The sequence below is a fragment of the Pseudomonas sp. IT-P2 genome (assembly GCF_949767575.1).
GTDB lineage: Bacteria > Pseudomonadota > Gammaproteobacteria > Pseudomonadales > Pseudomonadaceae > Aquipseudomonas > Aquipseudomonas pharyngis.
On record NZ_CATKQA010000022.1, the window covers coordinates 513,132 to 529,952 of the forward strand.

14 protein-coding genes, 6 tRNA genes and 1 pseudogene are annotated in these 16,821 nt (G+C 61.6%); 16 read left to right on the forward strand and 5 right to left on the reverse strand.

The genetic code is table 11. The features are described from left to right. Positions 1-12 precede the first annotated feature (12 nt). From ACM6JM_RS14990 to ACM6JM_RS15010, 5 genes are all read left to right on the forward strand, one after another. Positions 13-456: a hotdog fold thioesterase gene (locus ACM6JM_RS14990; RefSeq protein WP_007957810.1), complete on the forward strand. Its 444-nt coding sequence runs from the start codon at positions 13-15 to the stop codon at positions 454-456. A gap of 118 nt (positions 457-574) precedes the next feature. Then, a complete protein-coding gene (locus ACM6JM_RS14995) occupies positions 575-1,381 on the forward strand; it encodes an alpha/beta fold hydrolase (protein WP_039772855.1) in 807 nt (268 codons plus the stop codon). Beyond that, positions 1,378-2,232, forward strand: coding sequence for an alpha/beta hydrolase (locus tag ACM6JM_RS15000; protein WP_074688149.1), 855 nt, complete (start codon positions 1,378-1,380; stop codon positions 2,230-2,232). Before ACM6JM_RS14995 ends, ACM6JM_RS15000 begins: the two co-directional genes overlap by 4 nt. A gap of 127 nt (positions 2,233-2,359) precedes the next feature. Next, the gene (locus tag ACM6JM_RS15005; RefSeq protein ID WP_007957816.1) at positions 2,360-3,166 is read left to right on the forward strand and encodes a DUF4892 domain-containing protein; all 807 of its coding nucleotides are present in this window, start codon (positions 2,360-2,362) and stop codon (positions 3,164-3,166) included. A gap of 70 nt (positions 3,167-3,236) precedes the next feature. After that, positions 3,237-4,277, forward strand: coding sequence for an AI-2E family transporter (locus tag ACM6JM_RS15010; RefSeq protein ID WP_039772850.1), 1,041 nt, complete (start codon positions 3,237-3,239; stop codon positions 4,275-4,277). Between the two features lie 630 nt (positions 4,278-4,907). Here the strand turns inward: ACM6JM_RS15010 and xopAW are convergent. The 3 genes from xopAW to ACM6JM_RS15025 form a co-directional block, all read right to left on the reverse strand. Continuing rightward, positions 4,908-5,759, reverse strand: coding sequence for a XopAW family type III secretion system calcium-binding effector (gene xopAW, locus ACM6JM_RS15015; protein WP_414882128.1), 852 nt, complete (start codon positions 5,757-5,759; stop codon positions 4,908-4,910). Positions 5,760-5,863: 104 nt separating this feature from the next. Then, positions 5,864-6,919: a sensor histidine kinase gene (locus ACM6JM_RS15020; protein ID WP_414882129.1), complete on the reverse strand. Its 1,056-nt coding sequence runs from the start codon at positions 6,917-6,919 to the stop codon at positions 5,864-5,866. Further along, positions 6,919-7,668, reverse strand: a complete 750-nt coding sequence (locus ACM6JM_RS15025) for a response regulator (RefSeq protein ID WP_074688516.1) — start codon at positions 7,666-7,668, stop codon at positions 6,919-6,921. Before ACM6JM_RS15025 ends, ACM6JM_RS15020 begins: the two co-directional genes overlap by 1 nt. A 295-nt stretch (positions 7,669-7,963) precedes the next feature. On the opposite strand from ACM6JM_RS15025, the gene pyrF reads away from it, so the two are divergent. Beyond that, positions 7,964-8,662 carry an orotidine-5'-phosphate decarboxylase gene (pyrF, locus tag ACM6JM_RS15030; protein WP_007960372.1) on the forward strand — a complete coding sequence of 233 codons (699 nt, stop codon included), beginning with the start codon at positions 7,964-7,966 and terminating at the stop codon, positions 8,660-8,662. 52 nt (positions 8,663-8,714) lie between these two features. Here the strand turns inward: pyrF and ACM6JM_RS15035 are convergent, their stop codons facing one another. Next, on the reverse strand, positions 8,715-9,719 hold the full coding sequence (locus tag ACM6JM_RS15035; protein ID WP_414882130.1) for an NADP-dependent oxidoreductase: 1,005 nt from the start codon (positions 9,717-9,719) through the stop codon (positions 8,715-8,717). 228 nt (positions 9,720-9,947) lie between these two features. Here ACM6JM_RS15035 and ACM6JM_RS15040 point away from each other — a divergent pair, with 228 nt between their 5' ends. The 4 genes and pseudogenes from ACM6JM_RS15040 (at position 9,948) to ACM6JM_RS15055 (ending at position 14,379) form a co-directional block, all read left to right on the forward strand. Beyond that, positions 9,948-10,709 carry an SDR family oxidoreductase gene (locus ACM6JM_RS15040; protein ID WP_007917441.1) on the forward strand — a complete coding sequence of 254 codons (762 nt, stop codon included), beginning with the start codon at positions 9,948-9,950 and terminating at the stop codon, positions 10,707-10,709. Positions 10,710-10,905: 196 nt separating this feature from the next. After that, a complete protein-coding gene (locus tag ACM6JM_RS15045) occupies positions 10,906-12,306 on the forward strand; it encodes a PLP-dependent aminotransferase family protein (RefSeq protein WP_414882131.1) in 1,401 nt (466 codons plus the stop codon). A 987-nt stretch (positions 12,307-13,293) separates the two neighbouring features. Beyond that, positions 13,294-13,518 (forward strand): annotated as a pseudogene (locus ACM6JM_RS15050) (HAMP domain-containing protein); the annotation flags it as partial. After that, a complete protein-coding gene (locus ACM6JM_RS15055; protein WP_371855248.1) occupies positions 13,516-14,379 on the forward strand; it encodes a methyl-accepting chemotaxis protein in 864 nt (287 codons plus the stop codon). The pseudogene ACM6JM_RS15050 and the gene ACM6JM_RS15055, both read left to right, overlap by 3 nt. Positions 14,380-15,038: 659 nt before the next feature. On the opposite strand, the gene ACM6JM_RS15060 is transcribed toward ACM6JM_RS15055, so the two are convergent. Beyond that, complete coding sequence (locus tag ACM6JM_RS15060; RefSeq protein WP_011335462.1) at positions 15,039-15,797, reverse strand: hypothetical protein; 759 nt, start codon at positions 15,795-15,797, stop codon at positions 15,039-15,041. 388 nt (positions 15,798-16,185) lie between these two features. Here ACM6JM_RS15060 and ACM6JM_RS15065 point away from each other — a divergent pair. The 6 genes from ACM6JM_RS15065 (at position 16,186) to ACM6JM_RS15090 (ending at position 16,810) form a co-directional block, all read left to right on the forward strand. Next, positions 16,186-16,261: transfer RNA gene (locus tag ACM6JM_RS15065), tRNA-Glu, on the forward strand. Positions 16,262-16,263: 2 nt separating this feature from the next. Further along, a tRNA-Gly gene (locus tag ACM6JM_RS15070) sits at positions 16,264-16,339 on the forward strand. A 104-nt stretch (positions 16,340-16,443) separates the two neighbouring features. Further along, positions 16,444-16,519 (forward strand) — tRNA-Glu (locus tag ACM6JM_RS15075). Positions 16,520-16,522: 3 nt separating this feature from the next. After that, a tRNA-Gly gene (locus tag ACM6JM_RS15080) sits at positions 16,523-16,598 on the forward strand. A 58-nt stretch (positions 16,599-16,656) separates the two neighbouring features. After that, positions 16,657-16,732 (forward strand) — tRNA-Glu (locus ACM6JM_RS15085). A 2-nt stretch (positions 16,733-16,734) separates the two neighbouring features. Further along, a tRNA-Gly gene (locus ACM6JM_RS15090) sits at positions 16,735-16,810 on the forward strand. The last annotated feature ends 11 nt before the right edge of the window (positions 16,811-16,821 follow it).

Consider the following 16,821-nt stretch of genomic DNA (forward strand, 5'->3'; position numbering starts at 1 on the left):
AGGAAGCCTGCGATGACCTTGTGGCGCACCACTCCGAACATCGAGCAGTTGAACGCAATCCAGAAAAACACCATCGGCGAAGTGCTGGACATTCGCTTCGAGTCCTTTGACGAGGAATCGCTGACGGCCAGCATGGTCATCGACCATCGCACCCATCAGCCTTACGGCCTGCTGCACGGCGGCGCCTCGGTGGTGCTGGCCGAGACGGTCGGCTCGATGGCCAGTTACCTGTGCATCGACGCCAGCAAGTTCTATTGCGTGGGCCTGGAAATCAACGCCAACCATCTGCGCGGCCTGCGCAGCGGGCGGGTGACGGCGGTGGCCAAACCGATTCACATCGGCCGCACCACCCACGTCTGGGACATCCGCCTGACCAGCGATGAAGGCAAGGCCAGTTGTGTGTCGCGTCTGACCATGGCGGTGGTGCCGCTGGGAGAACAACCGCCGGCGCGTTGATGGCCGCAGCGTCATAGCCCTGACCGGACTGTCATCATTCCTGGCAGTTACGGTCATTGCCGTAGGACACGGTCTTACGGACAATCAACGCCTGTTTTCCGCTCATGGATTTGCCGGTATGTCGCAACCGATCTTCTTCGCCCACGCCAACGGTTTCCCTTCGGGCACCTACGGCAAACTGTTCGCGGCGCTGGCGCCCGAGTACCGGGTCGCGCATCTGGAACAACATGCCCATGACCCGCGTTTTCCGGCGGGTGACAACTGGTATCACCTGGTCGATGAACTCATCCATCATCTTCAACAGCAAGACGAGCCGGTGTGGGGCGTGGGCCATTCCTTCGGCGGCATGCTGCATTTGCACGCCGCACTGCGTTGCCCTGAACTGTATCGGGGCGTGGTGATGCTCGATTCACCGGTGCTGACCCGCACCGATCAATGGGTGATCCGCGCCGCCAAGCGCTTTGGTTTCATCGACAAACTGACCCCGGCCGGCCGCACGCTGGGGCGCCGCGAAGAGTTTGCCGATCTGGACAGTGCCCGTGGTTATTTCGCCGGCAAGACATTGTTCCGCAGCTTTGATCCGGAATGTTTCGATGCCTATCTGCAACACGGTCTGCACAAGGTCGGTGACAAGCTGCGTCTGCGCTTCGATCCCGCGACCGAGATCAGCATCTATCGCGGCGTGCCGCACACCAGTCCTGCGCATACCCGGCAATTGAAAGTGCCGCTGGCGGTGGTACGTGGACACAAGAGCCGCGTGGTGATGAACCACCACACCCGATTTGTCGGACGCCTGCCTCAGGGTGAGTCGCTGACCGTGCCTGGCGGCCACATGTTTCCGCTTGAGCGTCCGCAGGACACCGCACAATTACTGAAAAACCTGTTCAATCGCTGGGAGCGCCGGCAAGACAAGGATTGCGCATGAACCCCGCCGTTGAAGAAGTGCGCCTGAGCCTGCCGCATATCGAACTGGCGGCCCACCTGTTCGGCCCGGAAGACGGGTTGCCGGTGATCGCCCTGCACGGCTGGCTGGATAACGCCAACAGCTTCGCGCGCCTGGCGCCGAAGCTCAAAGGCTTGCGCATCGTGGCGCTGGACATGGCCGGTCACGGGCATTCCGGGCACCGGCCGAACGGCGCCGGTTACGCACTGTGGGACTACGCCCATGACGTGCTGCAGGTCGCCGAGCAACTGGGCTGGAAACGTTTCGGCCTGCTCGGGCATTCCATGGGCGCCATTGTTTCGCTGGTGCTGGCCGGCTCGTTGCCCGAACGCATCACCCATCTGGCGTTGATCGACGGAGTGATTCCTCCTACCGACAAAGGCGAAAATGCCGCCGAGCGCATGGGCATGGCCTTACAGGCGCAGCTCGATCTTCGGGAAAAGCGCAAACCGGTCTACAACACCCTCGACCGGGCGATCGAAGCGCGGATGAAAGGGCTGGTGGCGGTCAGTCGCGAAGCCGCCGAACTGCTGGCGCAACGCGGTCTGATGCCGGTGCCCGGTGGTTACACCTGGCGCACTGACAATCGTCTGACGTTGCCGTCGCCGCTGCGTCTGACCCAGGAACAGGCGATGGCGTTCGTGCAGCGCATTGCCTGCCCCGCGCAGTTGGTGGTCGCCGCCGACGGCATGCTGGCCAAACATCCCGAGCTGCTGGAACGTCTACCCTTTGCCCGGGAACAGCTGCCGGGCGGGCACCATCTGCACCTGAACGATGAGGCCGGGGCCGAGCTTGTCGCAGACTGTTTCAATCGGTTCTTCGCCATTCCTTGACTTGCTCCCGGCAACTGTCGAGGCTGGGCGGGTTGAAATGGGAGACAACCAAGATGGATTTCTACACCGCTGCGACTTCGAACTGCCCTCAAGGCACCCAGGCCATGCCCCTGCGATGAGCCTGTCCATGCGATCTATCAGTCTGCTGGCGCTGTGCTGTTTCAGTCCCTTTCTATTCGCTGCCGACCTGCCGGGCAGTCAGGACCTGCCGATCGTGCCGCGTGTGGCCGATGCGCAGATCGTCGACTATCGCCCCGCCGTGGAGCTGGAGCGGATCTACCCGCTCGGCTCGATCCGCAAGATCAGCGGCCAGTTGCGTTTCGACGGGCAGGTCAGCGCCCGGGGGCAAACCACCTCGGTGACCTATGAATTACCGCCGGAACATTCCGCCACCGAAGCCTTTACCCTTGCCCGCGAAGCCCTGCAAAAGCAGGATGCCCAGCTGTTGTTCTGGTGCCAGGCCCGGGATTGCGGCGAGAGCAGCCTGTGGGCCAATGAGGTGTTCGGCAACGCCAAGCTGTACGGTGCCGACGAGCAGCAGGCCTATCTGCTGCTGAGGCTCGCGGCCCCGCGCGACAACACGCTGGTGGCGCTGTACAGCATCACCCGCGGCAATCGCAAAGCCTATCTGCACGTTGAACAGTTCGAGGCGCTGGCCCCGCTGGGTGACCTGCTGCCGACTTCGGCCACGCTGCTGCGGGAACTGAAAAGCACCGGCGAACTGGACTTTCCCAAGCTCGCCGGCGACCCGGATGACACCTGGCTGCGCTTGCTGTCCCGTGGTTTGAACCTCGACACCACCTTGCGGGTGACGGTGTCCGGGCCCAAGGCCGAGGCCTGGCGGCAGGCGCTGATCGGGCAGGGCGTGCGCGCCGCGCGAATGGAAACCGGCAGTGTCGACGGCGAAGGTCTGCGCATCGATCTGTTGCGATAAGGTGTCTTTGGCGGACACGCTCGACGTGTTCGCCTACTCTTTGCCTGACTGATTTTTTTCGAGATTTCACATGCCCAATAATGATCGTCTGTTGGTGCAGATCCTGTTGCTGGTGCTGTTTGGTGCCAGTTTCTGGGTGATGGCGCCGTTCTGGTCGGCGCTGTTCTGGGGCGCGGTGCTGGCGTTTGCCAGTTGGCCGCTGATGCGCTTGCTGACCCGCTGGCTCAATGGCCGGGAATCCCTGGCGGCCCTGGTTCTGACCATGGGCTGGATGTTGCTGGTAGCGGGGCCGCTGGTGTGGCTCGGCTTTAACCTGGCCGATCACGTACGTGACGCTACGGCGTTCATCAAGGATGTGCAGGTCGACGGGCTGCCCGAGGCGCCGAGCTGGCTGGGTGGCGTGCCTTTGGTGGGCGAACGGCTGGTGGGGATCTGGAACAGCATCGATCAGCAGGGCGCGGCGCTGATGGTGACGGTCAAACCCTATCTGGGGCAGGTCGGCAACTGGCTGCTGGCGCGCAGTGCGCAGATCGGCAGCGGGATTCTCGAGCTGACCCTGAGCATTGTCTTCGTGTTCTTTTTCTACCGCGACGGGCCGCGGCTGGCGGCATTCGTGCACAGTCTGCTGGAGCGCTTGATCGGTGATCGGGCCGGGTACTACATCGATCTGGTGGCCGGTACCGTGCAACGGGTGGTCAACGGGGTGATTGGTACAGCGGCGGCGCAAGCGGTGCTGGCGCTGATCGGGTTCCTGATTGCCGGCGTGCCGGGGGCGCTGGTGCTGGGGATCGTGACGTTTCTGCTCAGTCTGATTCCGATGGGGCCACCGCTGGTGTGGATTCCGGCCACGGCATGGCTGGCCTGGAAGGGCGAGTACGGGATGGCGGTGTTTCTCGGGATCTGGGGGACGTTCATCATCAGTGGCGTGGATAACGTGCTCAAGCCGTATCTGATCAGCCGGGGCGGGAATCTGCCGTTGGTGATTGTGTTGCTTGGGGTGTTTGGCGGGTTGATTGCGTTTGGGTTTATCGGGTTGTTTATCGGGCCTACGCTTTTGGCTGTTGCTTATAGTTTGTTGACGGATTGGAGTAAGAGTCAGGCTCGGGTTTGAGGCTTTGGACTTGGCGGCCTTTGGGCCGACCAGGTTTTGGGTTGACTGTGTACATATCCGTTTCTTCGGGTGCTGCGGGTGACGGTTTCGCCCTTACGGCGAGTCCCTTTTGGCAAACGCCCCAAAAGGAACCAAAAGGTCTTGGCCCCTGCGTTCGGCGCCTCGCTGAGGCTCGGCGTTCCTTCGTTCCGGGATTCATCCGGGGGCATCGCCTACGGTTTGCTTCGCTGCACCTCCTCTCGATGCATGCGGCTGCGCCGCACGGTCGCTGCGCTCCCACCCCCGGATAAATCCCTTCACTCAGCCTGCCGATGGGGCCGGTACGTCAAAAGCGGTACTCGAGCTAACGCTCATTGTGTTGAGTGGTGGGAAGCCAAAGCGAAAGCCAAAGCCAAAGCCAAAGCCAAAGCCAAAGCCAAAGCCAAATCAGGAGTGGGGTTGTATATGTTTTTGAAAACCTGAGTTCACTTCGGTATTTCACGTCGGTGTAGTTCGCTTAAAACACCTCGATCGGTCCCCTCTCCCTCTGGGAGAGGGCTAGGGTGAGGGCAGCTTTGATGACACACCGCAAAGCCAAAGCAAACCACTCACCCAGCCAACCTCAGTCGTCCCTCAAATCCTCACCCCATCTCAAGTCGCCACATTCAAATACTTGCCCACCGACGCAGTGCTTTCGAGCGAGTACTGCTTGCTCAGATTGGCAATCATGCGGTTCAGCGCTTCGGTGGTGGTTTGAGTATTGCTGGCGGTCTGTTCGTCGTCCGGGCGTTCGCGACCTGCATGCAGTGCAGCTTTCAGTTCGTCGCTGCTGACGCCTCCGCTGCTGTCGCTGTCCAGCACCTTGAGCAGAGCGGCGGCGGTGTCGGTGTTGTTCGAGGAGGTGCTGTCGCTGACCTGCAACGCGCTGTTCAGTTCGGTGGCGGTAACCGTGCCGTCGCCGTCGGCATCGAGTTGGCTGAAGAGTTCGTCGCTGGAGGCTTGAGGCGGCGGGGGTGGCGGTGGGGTGAGGCTGGCGGCGAGTTCGTCCTGGCTGACGACGCCGTCTTCGTTTTTGTCCAGGGCCGAGAAGATTTTGCTGCTGTCGGCGGTGCTGCCGGCGCTGGTCAGGCCGTTGCTCAGTTCGTCGCTGCTGATGGCGCCGTCGCCGTCGGCGTCCAGGGCGCTGATCAGGGCGTCGGCGAGTTCGGTGTTGGGGGCTTGGTCGCCTTGGGGCGGTGGGGGCGGGGCCATGGCGGTCATTTCTTCGGCGCTGAGGCTGCCGCTGGCGTCGCTGTCCAGATCGCCGAATTGTTTGCTCAGGCTGACCAGCAGGCCGTCATTGGACTTTTGTGACAGGGCACTGCCCAGTTCGTCCTGGTCCACCGCGCCGTCGCCGTTGCTGTCGAGCTTGGCGAACAGTTCCTTTTGCAATTGCTGGCTGCGGGCGTTTTGGGTGGAGGTGCTGCTGGTATAGCTCGTGTAGTTGCTGACACTACCGATCATCGGGCTCACTCCTTGGACTGGAAAACCGGTGGGTGTACCGGCTTATGCAGCCTCCAGTCGCAAGGTGTCGTGGGTATGTGAAGTTTGTACCGGTCGGTACACAGTCAGGCTAAGTGGCGGGGCAGCTGGATCACGGCGGTCAGGCCGCCGCCGGGTGTTTCTGCCAGGGTCAGTTGTCCGCCCTGGCGTTGTGCGGCTTCCCGGGCGATGGTCATGCCCAGGCCGACGCCGCCGGAGTTGCGGTTGCGTGAGCCCTCGAGGCGGAAGAACGGCTCGAATACCGCTTCACGCTTGTCCGCCGCGATGCCCGGGCCGTGGTCGATGACGCGGATCAGCAGTTGTTCGCGCTGGTCTTGCAGTTCGATGTGCGCTTGGCCGGCGTAGCGCAGGGCGTTGTCCATCAGGTTGTTGATGCACGAGCGCAGGGCCATCGGTTGTACCTGCAAGGGGGCGCAGTGGCCGCTGACCTGTACGTCGGCGCCTTGATCCTGGGCGTTTTCGCACAGTGATTCGACCAGCGCCTGCACGTCCATCAACTGCAAGGCCTCGCTGGTGCGCTGTTCGTGCAGGTAGGTGAGGGTGGCGTCGAGCATGCCGATCATGTCGTCCAGATCCTGGCGCATCTGGCCCTGCAGTTTGTCGTCGCTGATATTTTCCAGACGCAGTTTCAGTCGCGACAGCGGGGTGCGCAGGTCGTGGGAGACGGCGCCGAGCATCCGCGCCCGTTGCTGCACCTGTTCGCGGATGCGCTGCTGCATCAGGTTGAAGGTGTACGCAGCCTGCCGTGCTTCCCGGGGGCCGGTTTCGTCCAGTGGCGGGCTGTCGAGGTCTTCGCTCAGGCGCTCGGCCGCATCGCTCAGACGCTGGATCGGTCGGGTCAGCAGCTTGGCGCCGTACCAGGCGGCGATGATCAGCGAGATGAACTGGAAGGTCAGCGGCACGACCGGCCCGCCGAACCAGGGTCGCGGCGGACGGGGCGGGTAGCGTGGATCCTGAGCCGGCTGTTGACCGTCGAGGTTTTGCGAGAACTCCGGCGGCGGTGGCGGGGGCGGTGGGCCGTAGAGGCGGAACCAGGCGAAGGCCAGCAGGTGCGCCAGGACGATCGCCACCAACAGCATGCCAAACAGGCGGCCGAACAGCGTGTCGAAGCGCGCCCGCATCAGCCGATGTCTCGCGCGTCGAACAGGTAGCCTTCACCCCGAACGGTCTTGATCAGTTGCGGGGCTTTCGGGTCGTCGCCGAGTTTTTGCCGCAGACGCGAGACCAACAGGTCGATGCTGCGGTCGAAGGCTTCGATCGAGCGGCCACGGGCGGCGTCCAGCAACTGTTCGCGGCTGAGCACCCGGCGCGGACGTTCGATGAATACCCAGAGCAGGCGGAATTCGGCGTTGGACAGCGGCACCACCAGGCCATCGTCGGCGATGAGCTGGCGCAGGACGCTGTTCAGGCGCCAGTTGTCGAAGCGAATGTTCGCACGCTGTTCGGTGCGGTCGTCGCGCACCCGACGCAGAATTGTCTGGATCCGTGCCACCAGTTCGCGGGGTTCGAACGGTTTGGCCATGTAGTCATCGGCGCCCAGTTCCAGGCCGATGATCCGGTCGGTGGGCTCGCAGCGGGCGGTGAGCATCAGGATCGGGATATCGGATTCAGCGCGCAGCCAGCGGCACAGCGACAGACCGTCTTCGCCGGGCAGCATCAGGTCGAGCACTATCACGTCGAAATGCTCGGCCTGCATCGCCTGGCGCATGGCCGCGCCGTCGGTGACGCCGCTGGCGTGAATGTTGAAGCGGGCCAGGTAATCGATCATCAGTTCACGGATCGGCACGTCATCGTCGACGATCAGGGCGCGGATGCTCCAGCGCTTGTCGTCTTTCTGCTCGTCGTTCACGGAGGCTTGGGAGTTGTGCATGAGGCTGTTCATCTGCCAGTAGGCCGCCAACCACAAAGATAGGCTGCGAGGTTGTGGTTTCAGCATAGGCGTCCGGCCGTGAGGCGGGAAGGGCTGCTGTAAGGACTTGTTGCGGCTGGCGAGGCTAGCGCGGGCGCATGTTGCCGGCGTGTCGGTTGTGTATCGGGTTCGACACAATACCCTGCAAGGCTATGCTGATCACGGTTGGCGCGACGATTTACCGATCATCGGGTGCCGCGCCGCCGCCGGTTCCGCTACAATGCGCGCCGATTTCGACTTGCCTGAGAGCCCATCCATGTCCGCCTGCCAGACTCCTATCATCGTCGCCCTGGATTTCCCTACCCGTGACGCCGCACTGAAGCTGGCCGACCAGTTGGACCCGAAACTGTGCCGGGTCAAAGTGGGCAAGGAACTGTTCACCAGCTGCGCCGCGGAAATCGTCGGCACTCTGCGTGACAAGGGTTTTGAAGTATTCCTGGACCTTAAATTCCACGACATTCCCAACACCACGGCGATGGCGGTCAAGGCTGCTGCCGAGATGGGTGTGTGGATGGTCAACGTTCACTGCTCCGGCGGCCTGCGCATGATGGCGGCCTGCCGTGAAGAGCTGGACAAGCGCAGCGGCCCGCAGCCGTTGCTGATCGGCGTGACCGTGCTGACCAGCATGGAGCGCGAGGATCTGGCGGGTATCGGTCTGGACATCGAGCCGCAGGAGCAGGTGCTGCGTCTGGCGGCGCTGGCCGAAAAGGCCGGGATGGACGGTCTGGTGTGCTCGGCGCTGGAAGCCACTGCGCTGAAAACCGCGCATCCATCGCTGCAACTGGTGACCCCGGGGATTCGTCCGGCGGGCAGCGCCCAGGACGACCAGCGTCGCATCCTGACCCCGCGTCAAGCGCTGGATGCCGGTTCCGACTATCTGGTGATCGGCCGTCCGATCAGCCAGGCGGCGGATCCGGCCAAGGCGCTGGCCTCGGTGGTTGCCGAACTGGCCTGAGCGAACAGCTGAAGCATCAAAGAAGGGAGCCCGATGGCTCCCTTCTTTGTTTTCAGACCTTCAACACCAGCTTGCCGAAGTTCTCGCCGCTGAACAGTTTGCCCAAGGTTTCCGGAAAGGTTTCCAGGCCTTCGACGATGTCTTCCTTGCTCTTGAGTTGACCTTTGGCCATCCAGCCGGCCATTTCCTGGGCGGCGCTGGCGTACCGCGCGGCGTAATCCATCACCACAAAACCTTCCATCCGCGCGCGGTTGACCAGCAGCGACAGGTAGTTGGCCGGGCCTTTGACAGCTTCCTTGTTGTTGTACTGGCTGATCGCGCCGCAGATCACCACGCGTGCTTTCAGGTTGATACGGCTGAGCACGGCGTCGAGTATATCGCCGCCGACGTTGTCGAAATACACGTCCACGCCTTTCGGGCATTCGCGTTTGAGACCGGCCAGCACGTCTTCGCTCTTGTAGTCGATGGCGCCGTCGAAGCCCAGTTCGTCGATCAGGAACTTGCACTTGTCGGCGCCACCGGCGATGCCGACCACCCGGCAGCCTTTGATCTTGGCGATCTGACCGGCGATGCTGCCGACCGCGCCCGCTGCACCGGACAACACCACGGTGTCACCGGCCTTCGGTGCGCCGACATCGAGCAGGGCGAAGTAGGCGGTCATGCCGGTCATGCCCAGTGCGGACAGATAAACCGGCAGCGGTGCCAGTTTCGGACCGACCTTGTAGAAACCTCTTGGCTCACCGAGGAAATAATCCTGCACGCCAATGGCACCGTTGACGTAGTCGCCGACGGCAAACCCCGGATTGTTTGACGCGACGACTTTGCCTACGCCCAACGCGCGCATGACTTCGCCCAGACCCACCGGCGGGATGTAGGACTTGCCTTCGTTCATCCAGCCGCGCATGGCCGGGTCGAGGGACAGGTATTCGTTCTTGACCAGAATCTGCCCCGCCGCCGGCTCGCCGACCGGTACTTCCTGATAGGTGAAGGTCTCGCGGGTGGCGGCGCCCACCGGGCGTTTGGCGAGCAGGAACTGGCGATTGGTCTGGTTGGTCATGACAGGCACTCGAATTGAATGAAGCCTTGTTGATAGACCTTCATGGGCGATGCCGCAAGGTTGGCTCACGGGGCGAATGCAGGTTGATCCAGTACGGTGATAGTCCCCGGCGGGGTTTCATCACTGCGATTCATGCAAGCCTAACCGGCCTTTTGATAGTGCTGACGTCACTCAGGCCCCTGTGGCTATGCTGCCTTCATCAATCCCCCCGCATTCGAGGACATAACAATGAGCATGACGTTTTCCGGTCAGGTCGCCGTCGTCACCGGCGCGGCCAACGGCATTGGCCGCGCGACGGCCCAGGCGTTCGCCGCCGAAGGTCTGAAAGTGGTGGTGGCCGATCTGGATGCGGCCGGGGGCGAGGGCACCGTGGCGCTGATTCGTACAGCCGGTGGCGAAGCGACCTTCGTGCGCTGCAACGTGACCGTCGAAAGCGAAGTGAAAAATCTGATGGACGAGGTGATCAATACCTATGGCCGTCTCGACTACGCCTTCAACAATGCCGGGATCGAAATCGAGAAAGGCAAACTGGCCGAAGGCTCGATGGACGAGTTCGACGCGATCATGGGCGTCAACGTCAAGGGCGTCTGGCTGTGTATGAAGTATCAGTTGCCGTTGCTGCTGGCGCAGGGCGGCGGGGCGATCGTCAACACCGCGTCGGTGGCTGGATTGGGCGCCGCGCCGAAGATGAGCATCTATGCCGCCTCCAAGCATGCGGTGATCGGCCTGACCAAGTCGGCTGCGATCGAATACGCCAAGAAGAAAATCCGCGTCAACGCGGTATGCCCGGCGGTGATCGACACCGACATGTTCCGTCGCGCCTATGAAGCGGACCCGAAAAAAGGTGAATTCGCCAACGCCATGCACCCGGTCGGGCGCATTGGCAAGGTCGAGGAAATTGCCAGTGCCGTGCTGTATCTGTGCAGCGACGGTGCGGCTTTTACCACCGGCCATTCGCTGGCCGTGGATGGCGGCGTGACCGCCTTCTAAAGTGGCGTCGACCGAGACAAAGAATGACCCGCCCACTGGCGGGTTTTTTTTCGCCTCGGGAGCGGTTCCGTGAGTCCGCTAAACAATGTGTTTCAAATGGTGAGAACGGAGGCTTTTGGCGGTTTTGTCGCACAGCCTCAAGGGCGTGGCTGTGATTTACTGCCGCCAGCAAAAACGGACAGGAGTTTGCGTGCTCATGGAATTGAGAATTGACCGACAGGCAATGGTGCCGGTCGTACAGCAGATTGTTGACGGGTTGACCGAGTGGATCATGCAGGGGCAGGTGCCGCCGACGACGCGTCTGCCCTCCGTGCGCGAGATCGCACGGTGCAATTTGCTCAGCCAGTCCTGCGTCATGGAGGCTTGCGAGCGGCTGGTGGCGCAAGGGGTTCTGGCCTCGCGTCAGGGCTCGGGATTCATGGTGGCGGCTTCGTCGCCCTATTGTTGCAAGGCGATCGATGGCTCCGGGTGTGAGGGGGAGCGCACCGGGGGCGATCCGGCCCTCCGATGGCGCGGCGGTTTGACGCTGGGGAGTGGCGTCCTGCCAGAGAGTTGGCGCGAGCCCGATGATCTCGGCTATGCGATCCGCGAGGTGACACGCGCCGACATGGCCAGCCTGTTCAACTACAGCACGCCTCTTGGGCTGCCGGCGTTGCGCGAACAGATTGTCAGGCGCCTCGGATTGCTGAATATCAAGGCTACTGACGAGCAGGTGATGACCACCGCCGGCGCCAGCCACGCACTCGACCTGATCGTGCGGACCTTGTTCAAGGCCGGTGATTGCGTCGTGGTAGAAACCCCCGGTTATGCGCCGCTGTTCGATCTCCTGCGCTTGCACGGCGTGCGCATGCTGGAGGTTCGCCGTACGGCGGGCGGGCCGGATGTCGAGGCGCTCGAGGTGTTGTTGCAACAGTTTCGGCCCAGCGCGCTGTTCGTCAACAGTCACCATCACAATCCCACGGGCAGTTGCCTGCTGCCGGCGGTCGCCCGACGCATCCTGGAGTTGAGCAGGATCTACGATCTGCGACTGATCGAAGACGATGTATACGCCGATCTGCACAACGGCAGCGGCACTCGCCTGGCAGCACTGGATGACGAGGGACGGGTGATTTACGTCGGCAGTTTTTCCAAGACCCTGAGCAGCTCGCTACGGGTGGGTTTCGTGCTGGCCGATGGCGAGCTGATCGAGCGGATGGCGCGGGTCAAGATGATCAGTTGCATGGGGACCCCGAGGTTCTGCGAGGCGGTGCTGGCCGGGATGCTGGCCAGTGGCGCCTATCGAAAACTGGTACAGCGTCAGCGTCAGCGGCTTTCCACTGATCGTGCGGCTGCTCTTCAGACGCTGGAAGACGCTGACTGGGAGGTGTTCGGCAAGCCCACGGGCGGCCTGTTCATCTGGGCACGTTCGCCAGTGGCCGATGAGGCGCGCCTGCGCTGGCATGCTCTGCGATGCGGTGTGCAGTTGTCCTGCACAACATCGTTCAGTCCCAGTGGCGAAGCCTGCGACTGGCAGCGGATCAACGTGGCTTACGCCTGCGATCCGCGGGCACGGCAGTTTTTTCGCGATACCGCCATGGATCGACCTCGAACGTTCTGAAAACGACGCGTGCGTAGCTTTTTGCCATTATTCCGACGCCAGAGACTTGTGCTGGTTCAAGGCCGTTGCGAATCTTCGGCTACAGACTATGGCAGGGGACTACGCGCAATGATTTCGGCCGTGCAAGGACGTTTTGCCAACCTCGGTATGGCAAAAAAACTGGGTATCGGGTTTGTGCTGGTGTTGTTGCTGACTGCACTGGTGGCGGCGATTGGCGTCTGGTCCCTGCAGACCATCAGTCAGCGCTTCGACGGCCTCAAGCAGATGTCATCGCTCAACAGTGGCCTGCTCAAGGTGCGACTGCTGGAGCAGGACTACGCCTTGCACGGCAACCCGAAAACCGTCGATGCCTTGCATGAGGGGGTCGACGGCTTGATTGCCATGGCCGACCAACTCAAGGTTTTGTCGCCGGGCAATGAGTCGGTCATGAACGACGTCCAACAGTCATTGGGCGCGTACCGCAAGGCGTTCGATGAGTTCGTCTCGTTGTCCCAGGCCAAGGACCTGGCACTGGAGATGGCCAGTTGGTCGGTGTCCAGCGTTGCCAACAATCTCGATGTGTTGCAGGCCGGTCTGGCCGACGACGGCGCGTACACCCTGAAAGACAGCGAGGGCAAGGACGGGGCGCAATTCATCGAGCAGGCCGGCCAGGTCAGTCAGGTCTCACGCTTGATGCTGCAGGCGATGAACGAGGCGCGGGTACGCCTGGATCAAAGCCGCAAGGGTGATGACAGCGCAGGTCAGGGCAATATCGAGCAGGCTGCCCAGGCTCAGGCCCAGGCCGAACAGCTCAAGTCCACGGTCAAGGACGAAGGCTATCTGACGGTGCTCAATGAAGTGTCCGGGCACATTGCCGGTTTCAGCGACAAGCTGGCCGAGTACACCGGGTTGCTGGCCCAGGAAAAGACTGTCTATCAACAGCTGCACCAACGGGCCGACGAAGTCGTGGCACGGGTCCAACAGGCCTATGTCGCGCAAGACGGCGCCATGCAGAGCGAACTGAAAAAGAATTCGGTGCTGATCATCGGCTCATCGGCGTTGGCATTGCTGGTCGGGCTGATTGCGGCGTGGGTGATTACCCGGTTGATCGTTGCACCGTTGCGCAGCGTGATTCACGTGGCGCAACAGATTGCGGCCGGTGATTTGAGCGCAACGATCGAGGTCTCCCGCCGTGATGAAATCGGTCAATTGATGCTGGCCATGCAGCAGATGGGCGCGGGCTTGAGCACGATTGTCAGCGGGTTGCAGGCGGGAATCGAACAGTTGGCCAGTTCGGCGCAATCGCTGTCGGCGGTGACCGAGCAGACCAACCTGGAGGTCAGCAGCCAGAAAGAGGAAACCGAACAGGTGGCGACGGCGATGAACCAGATGACCGCCACCGTGCACGATGTGGCGCGTAATGCCGAAGAAGCGGCGCTCGCGGCGCAGACCGCCGATGGCAAGGTTGAAAGCGGTCAGCAGGTGGTGCGTCAGAGCATGGCGCGGATCGAGCAACTGGCGGATTCGGCGACGTCGGCCAGTTCGAGCATCGAAAGCCTCAGTGCGGAAATCCAGAACATCGGCACGGTGCTGGAAGTGATCAAGAGTGTCGCCGAGCAGACCAATCTGCTGGCGCTCAACGCGGCGATCGAAGCGGCGCGGGCGGGCGAGCAGGGCAGGGGCTTTGCGGTGGTCGCCGATGAGGTGCGGGCGCTGGCCCGGCGCACGCAGCAGTCGACCGAGGAAATCGAGCGGCTGGTCAGTGCCTTGCGTTCGGCGGCGCATTCGTCGGTGCAGCAGATTCAGAGCAGTGGCGAACTGGTGAAACTGGCGGTGAGCGATGCGTTGCAGACCGAAAGCGCGCTGGGGAGTATTGCGGCGGCGGTTTCGTTGATTCAGCAGATGAACCAGCAGATTGCGGCGGCGGCCGAGGAGCAGAGTTCGGTGGCCGAGGAGATCAATCGCAGTGTGACGAGTATTCGGGCGAGTGCGGATCAGTCTTCGATTGCCATGCGCGGGAATGCGGCTTCGAGTGTTGAGCTGGCGCAGTTGGGGAGTGAGCTCAGGGGCATGGTTGGGCATTTTCGGCTTTGATTTGGACTTGGCGGCCTTTAGGCCGACCAGGTTGTTGGTTGTTTGGGGTGAATATCCGTTGCTTCGGGTGCTGCCGCTGGCGGTTTCGCCCTTACGGCGAGTCCCTTTTTCAGACGCCAAAAAGGAACCAAAAGGCTTGGCCCCGGCGTTCGGCCCCTCGCTGTGGCTCGGCGTTCCTTCGTTCCGGGATTCATCCGGGGGCATCGCCTACGGTTTGCTTCGCTGCACCTCCTCTCGATGCATGCGGCTTCGCCGCACGGTCGCTGCGCTCCCACCCCCGGATAAATCCCTCCACTCAGCCTTCCGAAGGGGCCGGTACGTCAAAAGCGGTACTCGAGCTAACGCTCATCGTTTTGAGTGGTGGGAAGCCAAAGCCAAAGCAGAAGCAAGAGTAGAAGAAGCAGAGGATGCAGAAGGTGCAAGGTGCAGCAGGTGCAGCAGGTGCAGCAGGTGCAGCAGGTGCAGCAGTGTGAGTTGAGTTGCATACATTTCAAAACCCGAGTGCGACTCGGTCTTTCATGTCGGCGTACCTCTCCCAATCAACTCGGTCGGCTCCCTCTCCCTCCGGGAGAGGGCTGGGGTGAGGGCGCTTTTGATTTTGATCTTTCTCGGGGGCAATAAAAAAGCCACCTCCCGGTGGCTTCTCTCTTTGACTGCACTCAGTCGTAAATCACTTTCTTCTTCCAGTCCGCATCAGCCTCGACATCTTTGAGGCCGGCAGTCAGTTGGTTTTCTTCGCCTTCGACCGGGGCGATTTTGTCCATGACCTGGGCGTTGGCGCGGGCCAGGAGTTTTTCCAGGTATTGGAGTTGTTCGGCGTAGATTTGCGGGTCCTGCTGTTTGCGCAGGTATTGCACGCCGCGTTCGAAGGCGAGGCGGGCCTGGCCGGGTTGGTTTTGCTGGAGGGCGTGTTGGCCGAGGTTGTTGAAGAACTCGATGTGCAGCAATACGAGGATGTGGCGGACTTCGCGGATCCAGTGTTTGGCTTCGTTCGGTGGCAGGAAGCCGTCCTGGGCGGCGCGGGTGATCTGGCCGTGGAGGGCTTCGAGGAGGAAGCGGACGTCCTTGGCTTTTGCTTCGGTCTGGATCGGGGCCGGCGGGTTGTTGACCGGGATCGATTCGCCCTGGGCGACCAGGGCGCTGAGTTCGGTGATGCGGGCCTTGGTGGTGGCGCTGGTCTTTTCCAGGTTCAGCAGGCGCTGGCAGACGTTCAGCTCGAGGCGAGTCAGCAGTAGTTTGAGGGCCGGGGTCATGAACTGGCCGGGGAAGGTTTCGGTCAGTTCGCCGCAACGGCGCAGGCGGTCGTTGAGTTCGACCTTGGTGCGGGCCTTCTCCAGTTTGGTGTTTTCCACCACATGGTTCATGTAGCCAATGGCGATCAAGATTGCGATCCCGGCTATGACTAGCAGGGTGATCATGAGTGGTGTCACCGGTAAGACCTCTTTATAGGGTTCGCGTGCGAGTGTAGTGGCTTGGCATACAGGAGCCTAGCGCCGCTCGACGGGTTTGGATCGGCGAAGCTGAATCTGTATCGGCCAGGAACCGGCTTATATAAATGCTGGCCCTTGGGGTGCAGATTGCCATCACCTGTGCCGTGGACTATAACGCCTTGGCGAGTGTCGGAATATAGGCGTCAATCGTCGGGCGACGCAAAAGCCGGAAACGGTGCGTAAAGCAGGTCGAAGTCATTGATTTAAATAAATTTATATCTGGGGGTTGACGACCTTTCAATCCATCCATAGAATGCGCGCCACTTGCAGCGTAAAGCACACAGCGAAACGCGGCAGGGAGTGAATGTTGTAGTGTGTCCCCTTCGTCTAGTGGCCTAGGACACCGCCCTTTCACGGCGGTAACAGGGGTTCGAGTCCCCTAGGGGACGCCAATGCGGGAATAGCTCAGTTGGTAGAGCACGACCTTGCCAAGGTCGGGGTCGCGAGTTCGAGTCTCGTTTCCCGCTCCAATTTTAAACAGCAACGCTTCAGGGCGGTGCTGAGTGAAACCAGAGCCAACTCTTCGGAGGCGGATCTGGACACCGAAACACACACCATGTGTTCCGGGTAGCGTGTCCCCTTCGTCTAGTGGCCTAGGACACCGCCCTTTCACGGCGGTAACAGGGGTTCGAGTCCCCTAGGGGACGCCATTTGCGGGAATAGCTCAGTTGGTAGAGCACGACCTTGCCAAGGTCGGGGTCGCGAGTTCGAGTCTCGTTTCCCGCTCCAAATTCAAAAAGCGCCGCTTTGCAAAGAGCGGCGTTTTTATTAGTGAAAGTTGTAGCCTGTCCCCTTCGTCTAGTGGCCTAGGACACCGCCCTTTCACGGCGGTAACAGGGGTTCGAGTCCCCTAGGGGACGCCATTGCGGGAATAGCTCAGTTGGTAGAGCACGACCTTGCCAAGGTCGGGGTCGCGAGTTCGAGTCTCGTTTCCCGCTCCAAATTCACAAAA